10 protein-coding genes are annotated in these 14263 nt (G+C 67.5%); 8 read left to right on the forward strand and 2 right to left on the reverse strand.

The features are described from left to right. Positions 1-280 precede the first annotated feature (280 nt). The 6 genes from ACTRWB_RS10715 to ACTRWB_RS10740 all read left to right on the forward strand — a co-directional run bounded on the left by ACTRWB_RS10715 (position 281) and on the right by ACTRWB_RS10740 (position 6060). Entirely contained in the window at positions 281-1318 is a 1038-nt protein-coding gene (locus ACTRWB_RS10715; protein WP_174969392.1) for an aliphatic amidase, read from the forward strand. 68 nt (positions 1319-1386) lie between these two features. After that, positions 1387-1869 (forward strand): AmiS/UreI family transporter, encoded by a 483-nt coding sequence (locus ACTRWB_RS10720; RefSeq protein WP_129517196.1) that lies wholly within the window; start codon positions 1387-1389, stop codon positions 1867-1869. Then, entirely contained in the window at positions 1869-2702 is an 834-nt protein-coding gene (locus tag ACTRWB_RS10725; RefSeq protein WP_343495368.1) for a CbbQ/NirQ/NorQ/GpvN family protein, read from the forward strand. The genes ACTRWB_RS10720 and ACTRWB_RS10725 overlap by 1 nt, the downstream gene beginning before the upstream one ends. Beyond that, entirely contained in the window at positions 2699-4255 is a 1557-nt protein-coding gene (locus tag ACTRWB_RS10730) for a nitric oxide reductase activation protein (RefSeq protein ID WP_446901872.1), read from the forward strand. Before ACTRWB_RS10725 ends, ACTRWB_RS10730 begins: the two co-directional genes overlap by 4 nt. Before the next feature lie 44 nt (positions 4256-4299). Then, positions 4300-5442 carry a transporter substrate-binding domain-containing protein gene (locus ACTRWB_RS10735; protein ID WP_193100728.1) on the forward strand — a complete coding sequence of 381 codons (1143 nt, stop codon included), beginning with the start codon at positions 4300-4302 and terminating at the stop codon, positions 5440-5442. Positions 5443-5448: 6 nt separating this feature from the next. Further along, positions 5449-6060 carry an ANTAR domain-containing response regulator gene (locus ACTRWB_RS10740; RefSeq protein ID WP_129517192.1) on the forward strand — a complete coding sequence of 204 codons (612 nt, stop codon included), beginning with the start codon at positions 5449-5451 and terminating at the stop codon, positions 6058-6060. Between the two features lie 30 nt (positions 6061-6090). Here ACTRWB_RS10740 and ACTRWB_RS10745 read toward each other — a convergent pair whose 3' ends face one another. Both ACTRWB_RS10745 and ggt read right to left on the reverse strand, forming a co-directional pair. Further along, complete coding sequence (locus ACTRWB_RS10745; protein WP_446901873.1) at positions 6091-6744, reverse strand: hypothetical protein; 654 nt, start codon at positions 6742-6744, stop codon at positions 6091-6093. A 144-nt stretch (positions 6745-6888) separates the two neighbouring features. Beyond that, positions 6889-8610 carry a gamma-glutamyltransferase gene (gene ggt, locus ACTRWB_RS10750; RefSeq protein WP_446901874.1) on the reverse strand — a complete coding sequence of 574 codons (1722 nt, stop codon included), beginning with the start codon at positions 8608-8610 and terminating at the stop codon, positions 6889-6891. 399 nt (positions 8611-9009) lie between these two features. Here ggt and ACTRWB_RS10755 point away from each other — a divergent pair, with 399 nt between their 5' ends. Then, positions 9010-9534 (forward strand): metal-dependent hydrolase, encoded by a 525-nt coding sequence (locus tag ACTRWB_RS10755; protein WP_129517190.1) that lies wholly within the window; start codon positions 9010-9012, stop codon positions 9532-9534. A 211-nt stretch (positions 9535-9745) separates the two neighbouring features. Then, positions 9746-14188 (forward strand): DEAD/DEAH box helicase, encoded by a 4443-nt coding sequence (locus tag ACTRWB_RS10760; RefSeq protein ID WP_446902040.1) that lies wholly within the window; start codon positions 9746-9748, stop codon positions 14186-14188. Positions 14189-14263: the final 75 nt, after the last annotated feature.

Consider the following 14263-nt stretch of genomic DNA (forward strand, 5'->3'; position numbering starts at 1 on the left):
TGACGTGCAGGGGTATACGCGATGTTGCGTCCGAAAAAAACTTTGCATAGAGTGCATCCCATCGATCCGGCGGACAAAGACGTCCCACGATCGTGCGCAGCGCGAGCCCGATAGCCCGCGCTTCGCCGGCCGCACATTCGGCCACCTATCCGCATTCCCGTTATCCGACAGCGTTGTCGGATGAACGGATCGGCAAAGAAGCCCTTGCCTCGCTCGTCGAGGCAAGGGCTTTTTTTTGCGCTTCGAAAACGCACGTCTTCACCCGAACCAGGAGCACACCATGCGTCATGGCGATATTTCCAGCAGCAACGACGCCGTCGGCGTCGCCGTCGTCCAGTACAAGATGCCGCGCCTGCACACGCGCGCCGATGTCATCGCGAACGCACGCGAAATCGCGGAACGCGTGGTCGGCATCAAGCGCGGCCTGCCCGGCATGGACCTCATCGTGTTTCCCGAATATTCGACGCACGGGATCATGTACGACGCGAAGGAGATGTATGACACGGCCTCGACGATTCCCGGCGAGGAAACCGACATCTTCGCGGCCGCGTGCCGCAAGGCGAACGTGTGGGGCGTGTTTTCGCTGACCGGCGAGCGCCACGAGGAACACCCGAACAAGGCGCCGTACAACACGCTCGTGCTGATCAACAACCAGGGCGAAATCGTGCAGAAGTACCGCAAGATCATGCCGTGGGTGCCGGTCGAAGGCTGGTATCCGGGAGATTGCACGTATGTCGCCGACGGGCCGAAGGGGCTCAAGATCAGCCTGATCATCTGCGACGACGGCAACTACCCGGAGATCTGGCGCGACTGCGCGATGCGCGGCGCCGAGCTCGTCGTGCGCTGCCAGGGCTACATGTACCCGGCGAAGGACCAGCAGGTGCTCGTGTCGAAGGCGATGGCGTTCATGAACAACTGCTACGTCGCGGTTGCGAACGCATCCGGGTTCGACGGCGTGTACTCGTATTTCGGCCACTCGGCGATCGTCGGCTTCGACGGCCGCACGCTCGGCGAATGCGGCGAGGAGGAGAACGGCGTGCAGTACGCGGAGCTGTCGGTGAGCCTGATCCGCGACGCGCGCCGCAACATGCAGTCGCAGAACCACCTGTACAAGCTGCTGCATCGCGGCTACACCGGCAAGATCGGTTCCGGCGAATCGCCGAACGGCGTCGCGCAATGCCCGTTCGAGTTCTACGCGAACTGGGTGAACGACCCGGACGGCACGCGCCAGGCCGTCGAACGCCTCACCCGCGCGACGCCCGGCACGCCCGAATGCCCGATCGAGGGCATTCCGTCCGAAGCGCCCGCGCACCGCTGAGCACGCGCCCCACCCGGCCGTTCGCGCCGCGTGCGCGAACGGCTCCGTCTCACTCTGGAGCCCTCATCATGCTCGGTGTCGCTCTCTTCTTCATCGGCGCGGTGCTGGTCGTCAACGGCGTCGCGCTCACCGGCCGCATCGAACCGCGCGACGCGGCCGGCCTGAACCTGCTCGTCGGCTTGCTCGCGCTGCTGATCAATCTCGCCGGCCTCGTGCAGGCCTCGGCGCCGCCGCAGTTTTTCTCGAGCGCGGGCGGCCTGCTGTTCGCGTTCACGTATCTGTATCTCGCCGCGGTCCAGTGGCGCGGCCTGCAAGGCGCGGGTCTCGGCTGGTACTGCCTGTTCGTCGCGATCAGCGCGCTCGTCTATGCGGGCACGTCGCACGACGTGCGCTTCGGTGCGATGTGGCTGCTGTGGTCGAGCCTGTGGTTCCTGTTCTTCGTCGCGCTCGGGCTGAAGCGGACCGTGCGCTTCCTGCCCGGCTACACGATCGCGATCGGCATCGGCACCTGCTGGCTGCCCGGCATGCTGATGATGACGGGGAGGTGGTAATGAGCGCACGCGATACGCCGCTCGCCGCCGATCCGCTCGCCGGACACCGCATCGCCGACGCGCCGTTCTACCAGCCGGCCGGCGCCGAGGCCGACTGGTTCGAGACCGCCTGCCGCCATCACCTGCCGGTCCTGCTGAAAGGGCCGACCGGCTGCGGCAAGACGCGTTTCGTCGAATACATGGCGTGGCGCATGGGCCTGCCGCTGATCCAGGTTGCGTGCAACGACGACACGTCGGCGGCCGACCTGACGGGCCGGCATCTGCTCGATGCCGACGGCACCTACTGGGCCGACGGGCCGCTCACGCTCGCGGCGCGGCATGGCGCGATCTGCTATCTCGACGAGATCGTCGAGGCACGCCCCGACGCAACGGTCGTGATCCACCCGCTGACCGACTCGCGGCGCGTACTGCCGCTCGACCGGCTCGGCGAGGTCGTGCATGCGCATCCGGATTTCCATCTGGTGATCTCGTACAACCCCGGTTATCACGGCGAGCACCGGCGGCTGAAGCCGTCGACGCGGCAACGCTTCGTCGCGATCGACTTCGGTTATCCGGATGCCGCGCACGAGGCCGACGTCGTCGTGCGCGAAAGCGGCGCCGACCGGGAAACCGCGCGCCGCCTCGTCGACCTCGCCCACCGCACACGCGCGCTGGCCGGCAACGGGCTCGACGAAGGCGCATCGACGCGCCTGCTCGTGCACGCGGCCCGGCTGATCGTCGCGGGGCTCGCGCCGCTCGATGCGTGCCGGATCGCGATCAGCGACGCGGCAACCGACGACGCCGACACGCGTGCCGCGTTGCAGACGATGGCCGCCGCGCACTTCGCGACATGAGCGCGCTACAACTTGCCCGCTTCCTGCACGGGATGACCGCGCATGAAACCGACGTGCGGCTCGACGATGCGGCGCTGCGTACGACGCTCGGCCATGCCGCGTTGCGCGTGCCGCGCGCGTTGCCGCCCGATGTACGCATCGCGGCGGCCGCGCACGCGCTCGCGCACTGGCTGCATTCGCCGTCCGGCGAGCCGGTCGATACGCTGACGCCGCTCGGCATCGCCGTCGCCGGGTTGATCGAGGATGCGCGCGTCGAAACGCTGCTCGCACGCACATGGCCGGGGCTCGCGACGTTCTGGGCCCCCGCGTTCGCGCCGATCGACCGTGAAGGGCTCACGTTCGGCCGCCTGTGCGCGCGGCTCGCGAAAGCGCTGTTCGATCCGTCGTATCGCGACGGCAACCCGTGGGTCGACAAGGGCGCACAACTGTTCGCCGCGCAGCGCGACAGGCTCGGCGACTATCGCGCGTTCCGCACGATCGCATCGCGGCTCGCGAACGATCTCGGGCAGATGCGCGTGCGTTTCGAACCCGACGACGGTGCATGGCTGCGCTATCGCGACGACAACGCGTGGTTGTGGGCGCAACCGGCCGGCGCGGCCGAGCACGCGGGCAACGCAGGCGTCGAGATGTCGGCCGCGACCGGTGGCCACAGCGACGAACCCGACGACCCACCGCCGCCGGCGCCGGATGCGCGGCGCTATCCCGAATGGAATTGCCACACGCAGCGCGAGCGCCGCGACTGGACCACGGTCGTCGAACGCGCGCCTGCCACGTCCGCGCCGCCACGTTCGCTTGCCGCGCTGATCGAAGCCGACCGCCGTGCGGCAAAGCGGATGCCGTCCGCGCGTGCGGCGGAACCGATGCGGCGCGTCGGCCGCCAGCTCGACGGCGATGCGCTCGATGTCGATGCGGCGATCGCCGCGCGCATCGCGCACCGTGCCGGGCATGCGCCCGATCCGCGCGTGTTCCGGCGCCGCGTGCCGCACGATGCGCGCGGGCCCGTGCTGATCCTGCTCGATTTGTCCGCGTCGACGGCCGCGCACGTCGCCGCGCTCGAGAAGCGCGCCGCGTTCGTGCTCGGCGACCTGTTCGACCGGCAACGGCGGCGCTGGGCCGTGCACGGCTATACATCAGATGGCCGGCACCGCGTGTACTACGCGCGCTTCAAGGATTTCGGCGACGCATTCGACGCCGGCCGCCGCGCGGCGCTGCTCGCGGCCGACGCCGGGATGAGCACGCGCACGGGCGCGGCATTGCGCCATGCGCTGGCGTTGCTGCGCCGCGAAGCCGCAAACGCGCGGCCCGCCGTGCTGATGATCGGCGACGGCGAAGCCGCCGACATCGACGTGTTCGACCCGCGCTACCTCGTCGAGGATGCGCGCCATGCCGCGCGCCAGGGCCGGCAGGGCGGCGTCGCGATCGCCGGCCTGTCGTTCGGCACACCGCCCGGGTTGTCTACAATACTTGGCATCGGCCCAGGCTGCGTTCACGCGGCGAACGGCGACGCGCTGCCCGCCGTCGTCGCGCACGCGGCCGGGCGGCTGACCGCGTAACGCCCTTACCCGGAACGAACAGGGCAGACTCAGGACGGACACGAATGAACAGTGTGAAGGTTGGCGTATTGTTCTCGCAGAGCGGATGCACGTCGCACCTTGGCCAGAGCCAGTTGCGCGGCACGCTGCAGGCGATCGCCGAAATCAACGAAGCCGGTGGCGCGAACGGCTGCGAGATCGTGCCCGTCGTGCGCGACGCGTGTTCGGACCCTGCCGTCTATGCGCGGCTCGCCGAAGAGCTGATCGCCACCGAACGCGTGAACGTGCTGTTCGGCGCGTATATGTCGAGCAGCCGCAAGGCGCTGATTCCGATCGTCGAGAAGTGGGACAAGCTGCTGTTCTACCCGACCCTCTACGAAGGCTTCGAGTTCTCGCCGAACGTGATCTACACGGGCGCCGCGCCGAACCAGAACAGCGTGCAGCTCGCCGCGTTCATGACCGCGCAGTTCGGCGCGCGCGTGTATCTGGTCGGGTCCGACTACATCTACCCGTACGAGTCGAACCGCATCATGATCGACCTCGTCACGCAGCATCCGGAAGGCCAGATCCTCGGCGAGGTGTACATGCCGCTCGTCGCGTCCGAGCAGGATTTCGCGGCGGTCGTCGCGGATATCCGCGCGAAGGCGCCCGACTTCGTGTTCAGCACGCTCGTCGGCGACAGCACGGCCGCGTTCTACCGCGCCTATGCGCAAGCCGGCCTCGATGCGCGCAAGATGCCGATCGCGAGCCTGACGACGTCCGAGATCGAGCTCGGCCAGATGGGCGCGGCCGCGGCCGGCCACTACACGTCGTCGCCCTATTTCCAGACCATCGATTCGGACGTGAACCGTCGCTGCATCGCGCAGCTCAAGGCGCGCTTCGGCGACGATGCAAGCGCGTCCGCGCCGTGGGAAGCCGCGTATTTCCAGGTCCACCTGTTCGCCAATGCGCTCGCGCGGGCCGGCACCGACCAGCGTGACCGGCTCGTCGAACATCTCGCGGATGCGGAATTCGACGCGCCGCAGGGGCGCGTGAAGATCGACCGGCTCACGCAGCACACCTGCCTCTATCCGCGCATCGGCTGCGCGACGGCCGACGGCAATTTCACGATCGTGCGCGAAGCGACGCGGCGCGTGCATCCCGATCCGTACCTCGTCACGCACTCGCTCGGCGATCGCGTGCACACGCCCGACGAACAGAAGGCGTAACCGACGATGCGCGCCCGCACCCCGATCCGCTCGACGCCTCGCCTGCTCGCCGAACTGCGTTCGCTCCGCGTGATGGTCTACTACCCGGATGACGACAACGGCCTGCTGATCGTCGAGCAGCTGTCGCGTATCGGCTGCCCGAGCGAGCAGCGCTGGCCGCCGCCCGCGACGCTGCCGGAAAGCGTCGATCTCGTGATTCTCGCGGTACGGCCCGACCTGCTGCACCTGTCGATCCCGTGGCTGGAAGACGACGCACGGCCGCCGGTCATCGCCGTCACGACCTACGAAAGCCCGACCATTCTCGAACTGATGCTGCGCATCGACGCGCAGAGCGCGGTCACGACGCCCGTGCGCTCGTTCGGCCTGTTGAGCGCGATGGCGCTCGCGTGCCACCAGAGCCGCCGGCACGAAGAATACCGGCGCCGCATCGCGCAGCTCGAACAGCGCGTGATGTCCGCGCGCACGCTGCAGGAAGCGAAATCGCTGTTGATGCAGCACAACGCGATCAGCGAGGAAGAGGCGTACCAGCAGATCCGCTCGCAGGCGATGGAGCGGCGTATCTCGATCAACCAGCTCGCCGAGCAGATCGTGCACGCGCATGGGTTGCTGAAGCGGTGACACGGCGGCAAACGCGCCGCCGCCGACCATTCACCACTTACGATTGATCTCTCGCGAGAGACCCGACGTAGGCGCACCTCGGACCTTGGTGTTCGCCAAACGTGCTCGATCCTTGTCTTGCAGGTCATCCATACTTATAAAGAACTCCGGCTCTGCATCGACCTTACCCTCCAGAATTCGATGGCAGTGGATCGGTGCTTTTTTTCCATTCGCTGAAAGGTACTGATACGCGATGCGATGCCCTTCAATTAGTTGGGCATCAACACGTTGAGCTCGAGGCGCCCTCGTAAGAAAACGAACGACGACTGCCACATCAAGATCATCAAAATACACGACATCTCTGAACTCAAGCAGCTTTTCATCTGGAATCTTGATTTTCTCGATGACCCTCTCAACACACTCGCCAACCCGCCGCTTCAGAAGACGATCATAGAATTCATCAAAGACCTTTTTAGCAAAGCAGGTGGCCGTGAACGCCATAATTCCACCGAAAATTTCCATTCCGGAAAATGCGGTTATCCGAGGCGTTATTCGAAGGACAGGGTTTCCCTTGAAATATTCTGGCGCAGCCTCCCATCCATCTTCATTCAAGGCGGTTTTCAGCGACCCGATAGCATCGATCGCCACCTCCATAAAATGCGACTGCCCGGCCATACCCAGCGTGTATTTATATTTCTCTTCCATAGTTAACTCTCATCCCCGACAATATTTCAAATTTACGACAGGAATATTTTTTAATCAATTCAACACCAACAAAAAAGCCGCCTGGTATTTTGGCGGCTTCCACCTCAATCGCATGGCCGGTCACTACAACCGACCATTCGCTTATCAATGAATGATCCGCGTCACGCCACGCCCGCGCGGATCGGCCATCGCCTCCGGCGTCTTGCCGTCGATCTTGATGACCTGGATGTCGCCGCTGAAATCCTGCCCCTTCAGCGTATAACCGCGCGCCTCGATCTGCTTCGCGAGTTCGCCTTCGATCGGATGGTACGGCTCCCAGAAGATCGTGTTCGGCGGCAGCAGCTGGTGATGGAAACGCATCGCGCCGACCGCGTCCTTCAACGGCATCTTGAAGTCGTAGATGTTGTTGATCACCTGGAAGATCGACGTGAAGATGCGCGAGCCGCCCGGGGTGCCGATCACGAGCGACACCTTGCCGTCCTTCGTCATGATCGTCGGCGACATCGACGACAGCGGCCGCTTCTTCGGTTCGATCGCGTTCGCGTCGCTGCCGACCACGCCGAACATGTTCGCGACGCCCGGCTTCGCGGAGAAGTCGTCCATCTCGTCGTTCAGCACGATGCCCGTGCCGTCGGCGATCACGCCCGAACCGAAATAGCCGTTGATCGTGTACGTGTTCGACACCGCGTTGCCCCACTTGTCGACGACCGAGAAGTGCGTCGTTTCGGCCTTCTCCGGCATCGTCGTGCCGAGGCCCGGCTGCACGCTCTTCGTGTCCGACGGCTCCTTCGGGTTGACCTCGCCCGCGCGCTTCGCGATATACGCGCCGTCGGTCAGCTGCGCGATCGGTACCTTGTAGAAGTCGGGATCGCCGAGGTACTGCGCACGATCGGCGAACACGCGCTTCTCGATTTCCGCGACGAGGTGGATGTATTGCGGCGAGTTGAGCTTCACGCCCTCGAAGTCCTGCTTGAGGTCGGCCTTCATCTTCAGCAATTGCACGAGGCCGATGCCGCCCGAGCTCGGAGGCGGCGCGGTGATCACGTCATAACCGTTCCACTTCGCCTGCACCGGCTGGCGCCACACCGCACGGTATTGCGCGAGATCCTCGGTGGTGATCAGCCCGTTGCCGTCGCCGGTCTTCATCGAAGCCGCGATCAGCTCGGCCGTCTTGCCCTTGTAGAAACCTTCCGCGCCGTCGTTCGAAATCCGCGTCAGCACGTCGGCGAGATCGGGCTGCTTGAAGTTCACGCCGGCCTTCAGCCCGGAGAAGTGCTTGTCGAAGTTGGTCTTGCCGCCGAACTCCTTCGACGCGTCGACGCCGCGCTGCGCCAGTTGTTCGTCGACGACGAAGCCGTCGCGCGCATAGTGGATCGCCGGCGCGAGCACCTGCTTCCACTTCAGCTTGCCGAAGCGCTTCTGCGCTTCCCACATGCCCGCGACCGTGCCCGGCACGCCGACTGCGCGCGGCCCGTACAGGCTCATGCCCTTGACGACGTTGCCGTCCTTGTCGAGATACATGTCCTTGGTCGCGGCGAGCGGCGCGCGCTCGCGGTAGTCGATGAAGTACGGCTTGCCGTCCTTGTAGATCGTCATGAAGCCGCCGCCGCCGATGTTGCCGGCTTCGGGGTACGTGACGGCGAGCGTGAATGCGATGGCGACGGCCGCGTCGATCGCGTTGCCGCCTTCCTTGAAGATCCGCTCCGCGGCATCCGCGCTGTACTTGTCGGCCACCGCGACCGCGGAGCTCGTCAGCACCGCCGGCTGCGGCCCCTTCGCATAGGCAGGCGCGTTCGGCAGGAACCCGATGCCGGCCACCGTCGCGAGCACGACAGCGGATGATTTGAAGCGATTCAGCGTAGTCATTGCATGTCCCCCATGTGGATCTCGTTCAGGCAGGAAAAACACCTGATCCGCTTATAGCCGCTGGCGCGCCGACGGCCATACGTCGGTTTCGTAGTATAGGGGGACAAAAAGGGTCGAACACGCGGCGCGCCACGAAAGCACGTCGATTGTGTGCGCACGATCACACTGCGGTGCCGAAGCACGCATGCGGATCGGTCGAAATTGCACGCGATGCGCGTCATCGCGCAATGCACAAAACAGAAAGTTGCAAACCTCGCTGCGTGCGATGCAGCACACGCAAAAAATCTGCGAGCGAACCCCCCGCTGCGCGAGCCGATCTGAGAAGATAGCGCCCCGCTTTCGCGCCGCATCATTTTCTTTCGTTCACGCGCCGCTTCACGTTTCTTCGTCTCGCTTCCTATGGCATCACACAATGCGCATCATGCGTCCGGCTTCGCGGCCGGCGTCGCCGCCGCCGTTCTCGTTGCACAAACCGGCGGGACCGGCCCGTGGCACATGGGCCTGCTCGCCGCGTTCGTGGCCGGCATCGCGGGCGGCACCGCGCCCGACTGGCTCGAAGTCGCATGGTGGAGCCGCAAGCGCCGCCTGTGGATCACGCACCGCACCGTCACGCACTGGGGCATCGGCTGGATCGCGCTGCTCGCGCTCGGCTGGCACGGGCTCACCCATCATCCGCATCCGCTGTGGGCCGCGCCGTTGTTCGGCTTCGCGTGCGGCGGCGTGATGCACCTGCTCGCCGACTGGCCGAACCCGCTCGGCGTGCCGTGGATCTGGCGGCGTCACTCGCTCAATCTGTGGAATAGCGGGCATTGCGACCTGATCGTGGTGGCCGCCGCATGGGGCGGCACGCTGTGGCTCGCGCAGTCGCTGTGGACACGCGCGCCGTTGCTCGAACACTGGCTCGGCTGGCTGCATCGCGTGTAGTCGCGGTTCGGCGCGGGACCGAAGGCGGCCCGCGCGTGTCCCGCATGTTCATCACGTCCGTTGAAAGTACCACGCGAGACCTCATCTGAAGTGTCGGCCCGCGTGCCCGGACAGTACGCGATGCCCGGCACGCACGCGCGACGTCTGGCACACTGACGATTCGATTCGCGTGCGATTCGTCCGCGCGCTCGCACCCCATTTCAACGCTCCGATGGACGTCACAGCTACCCGCCCTGCCGCCAGTGCGCTCGACGTGTTCCACCCGGCCGTCGCCGCGTGGTTCCGGCGCACGTTCGCCGCACCGACCGGCGCGCAGGCGCTCGCGTGGCCGCACATCAAGGCCGGCAGGTCGACGCTCGTCGCCGCGCCGACCGGCTCGGGCAAGACGCTCACCGCGTTCCTGTGCGCGATCGACGAGCTGGTGCGCGATGCGCTGTCGCACGACGGCACGCTTCCCGACGCGACGCTCGTCGTCTACGTGTCGCCGCTGAAGGCGCTGTCGAACGACATCCATGTGAACCTCGACGCGCCGCTCGCCGGCATCGCCGAATCGCTCGCGCAACTCGGCCTGCCGGTGCCGGCGATCCGCACCGCCGTGCGCACCGGCGACACGACGCAGGCCGAACGCGCGGCGCTGCGCAAGCGTGCGCCGCACATTCTCGTCACGACGCCCGAATCGCTGTACGTGCTGCTGTCGTCCGAATCGGGGCGACAGATGCTGTCGAACGTGCGCTCGGTGATCGTCGACGAAATCCATGCGCTCGCATCGTCCAAGCGCGGCAGCCATCTCGCGCTGTCGCTCGAACGTCTCGACGCGCTGGCCGGCCGCGCGCTGCCGCGCATCGGGCTGTCGGCCACGCAAAAGCCGATCGACGCCGTGGCGCGCTTCCTGGTCGGCGGCCCGGCCGACGCGCCGCGCGACTGCACGATCGTCGACACCGGCCACACGCGCGAGCGCGACCTCGCGCTCGAACTGCCGAACGTGCCGCTCGAACCCGTGATGGCGACCGACGTGTGGGACCAGATCTACGACCGGATCGCGGGGCTCGCGGCCGCGCATCGCACGACGCTGGTGTTCGTCAACACGCGCCGCACCGCCGAGCGCATGGCGCGCCATCTCGCCGACCGGCTCGGCAAGGAAGCGATCGCCGCGCATCACGGCAGTCTCGCGAAAGAGCACCGCTTCGACGCCGAGCAGCGCCTGAAGCGCGGCGAGCTGAAGCTGCTCGTCGCGACCGCGTCGCTCGAACTCGGCATCGACATCGGCGACGTCGATCTCGTCTGCCAGGTCGGCTCGCCGCGCGGGATCGCACCGTTCCTGCAGCGCGTCGGCCGCTCGGGACACCATGTCGGCGGCGTGCCGAAGGGCCGCCTGTTCCCGCTGTCGCGCGACGAACTCGTCGAATGCGCGGCGCTGCTCGATTGCGTGCAACGCGGCGAGCTCGATGCATTGCGGATTCCCGAAGCGCCGCTCGACGTGCTCGCGCAGCAGATCGTCGCCGAAGTCGCGTGCGCGGAATGGCAGGAGGACGCGCTGTACGCCAGCTTCACGCGCGCGGCGCCGTATGCACGCCTGACGCGCGAGCGTTTCGACGAAGTGATGAAGATGCTCGCCGAAGGTTTCACGAGCCGCCGCGGTGTGCGCGGCGCGTACCTGCATCGCGACGTGGTTGGCGGCACGGTGCGCGGGCGCCGCAACGCGATGATGACCGCGGCCACCTCGGGCGGCACGATCCCCGACATGGCCGACTATGCGGTGCTGCTCGAACCGCAGGGCATCCAGGTCGGCACCGTCAACGAGGATTTCGCGATCGAGAGCCTGGCCGGCGACGTGTTCCAGCTGGGCAACCAGTCGTACCGGATCATTCGCGTGGAAACGGGCCGCGTGCGCGTCGAGGATGCGCAGGGCCAGTCGCCGAACATTCCGTTCTGGCTCGGCGAGGCGCCGGGGCGCAGCGACGAGCTGTCGGCGGCGGTCGGCCGGCTGCGTGCGCGACTCGACGGGTTGTTCGCCGACGGCGACCGGCAAGCCGACACCGGCGGACGCAAGCGCGCAGGCGCTAACGCGGCGAGCAAGACAGCCGCCCAAGCGGGAGCCTCAGCAAGCTCCGCAGAAAGCCGCCTTGCACCGGCGTTGCGCTGGCTCGTCGACGATCTGCACTTGTCGCCCGACGCCGCACACCAGATCGCCGACTACCTGGCCCGTACGCGCGCCGCGCTCGGCGCGCTGCCGACGCAGGACACGCTCGTGATGGAGCGTTTCTTCGACGAATCGGGCGGCACGCAGCTCGTGATCCATTCGCCGTTCGGCAGCCGCATCAACCGCGCCTGGGGGCTCGCGCTGCGCAAGCGCTTCTGCCGCAGTTTCAACTTCGAGCTGCAGGCCGCCGCGACCGACGACGCGATCATCCTGTCGCTGTCGCTCGCGCACAGCTTCGCGCTCGACGAAGTGTGGCGCTACCTGCGTTCGGCCAGCGCCGAGCACGTGCTGGTGCAGGCGCTGCTCGACGCGCCGATGTTCGGCGTGCGCTGGCGCTGGAACGCGACGACCGCGCTCGCGCTACCGCGCTTCACGGGCGGCAAGCGCACCGCGCCGCAACTGCAGCGGATGAAGAGCGAGGATCTGCTCGCGACCGTGTTCCCGGATCAGGTCGCGTGCCTCGAGAACATCGTCGGCGAACGCGAGATTCCGCATCATCCGCTCGTCGACCAGACGCTCGACGACTGCCTGCACGATGCGATGGACACCGACGGCTGGCTCGCGCTGCTGCGCCGGATCGAAAGCGGCGCGATCGAGCTCGTCGCGCGCGACCTGCCCGCGCCGTCGCCGCTCGCGGCCGAGATACTGAACGCGAAACCCTATGCGTTCCTCGACGATGCGCCGCTCGAGGAGCGCCGCACGCAGGCCGTGCAGTCGCGCCGCTGGAGCGATCCCGAATCGGCCGACGATCTCGGCGCGCTCGACGCCGACGCGATCGACGCGGTGCGCGACGAGGCATGGCCGCTCGTGCGCGACGCCGACGAAATGCACGACGCGCTGCTCACGCTCGCGTGCGTCGCCGACAGCGAAGCGCAAGCCCACGAAGGCTGGCCCGACCGGCTCGCGGAACTCGCCGAACGCCGCCGCGCGACGCAACTCGTCGCGCCGGGCGGCGCCGCGCTGTGGGTGCCGGTCGAACGGCTCGTGTGCGTGCGCGCGCTGCATCCCGACGCGCGCACGGCGCCGGCGCTCAAGGTGCCGGCCGCCTGCGCGCAGCCGTGGGATGCGGATGCCGCACTCGTCGACGTGATCCGCGCGCGGCTCACCGGCTTCGGGCCGCTTGCACTCGACGCGATCGCGACACCGCTCGGCCTGCCGGCAGCATCGATCGCGACGGCACTCGCAGCGCTGGAGCGCGAAGGTTATGTGATGCGTGGCCGGTTCACGCCGGGCGCGACGACGGACGAATGGTGCGAACGGCACCTGCTCGCCCGCATTCATCGCTACACGGTGAAGCGGCTGCGCCGCGAGATCGAACCGGTCGAACGCGCCGATTTCATGCGCTTCCTGTTCCACTGGCAACACCTGACGCCCGACACGCGCGGCACCGGCCGCGATGCACTCGCGGCCGTGGTCGAACAGCTCGAAGGCTTCGAGGCCGCGGCAAGCGCGTGGGAAGACGCGCTGCTGCCCGCGCGGCTCACCGACTACATGGCGGGCGGCCTCGACGAGCTGTGCCGCTCGGGCAAGCTCGTGTGGACGCGTATCGGCGCGCCGGCGCGCGCGGCCGGCACGCCCGTGAAGACGACACCGATCGTGCTGCTGCCGCGCCGCCACCTCGCCGCCTGGCACGCGCTGCGCGACCCGGACGCGCAACCGGCACTGTCCGCGCGAGCCTCGCAGGTGCGCGACGCACTCGCCGCGCACGGCGCGATGTTCTTCGATGCGCTGCTCGACGACCTGCACATACTGCCCGTCGAACTCGAACAGGCGCTCGGCGAGCTCGTGTCGGCCGGCCTCGTGAATGCGGACAGCTACGCGGGCCTGCGCGCGCTGCTGAAGCCGGCCGTCAAGCGCAGCGCGACCTATGCGCCGCGCACACGGCGCGGCGGCGCGCTGATCGGCGGGATGGACGACGCCGGCCGCTGGGCGCTCGTGCAGCGCCACACGCCGCCGGACGATGCACCGGCGCCGAAACGCGGCCCGGCCGCGACCGACCCCGACGCGCTCGAACACATCGCGTGGACGCTGCTGCGCCGCTACGGCGTCGTGTTCTGGCGGCTGCTCGAACGCGAGGCCGACTGGCTGCCGAGCTGGCGCGAACTCGTGCGCGTGCTGCAGCGCCTCGAAGCACGCGGCGAGATTCGTGGCGGGCGCTTCGTCGCCGGGCTCGCGGGCGAGCAGTTCGCGCTGCCCGAGGCGATCCCGATCCTGCGCGAGCTGCGGCGGCAACCGGGCGACGGACAGTACGTCTGCGTGACGGGCGCCGACCCGCTGAATCTCGCCGGCACGCTGCTGCCCGGCGACAAGGTGCCGGCGCTGGCCGGCAATCGCGTGCTGTTCCGCGACGGCGTGCCCGTCGCGTCGCTCGTATCGGGTACGTTCCACTACGCGCCCGAACTGTCGCCCGCCGCGCGCGAGGATGCGCGCCTGCGGCTCGCGCGCCACTGCTGACACCGACTGACACGCGGCGCCGCGCAGACTACTGATCGCCGGGCCGCGCTGCCGTCATCGTTCGGGTAGCATCGA

This window comes from Burkholderia sp. YIM B11467, assembly GCF_052952715.1.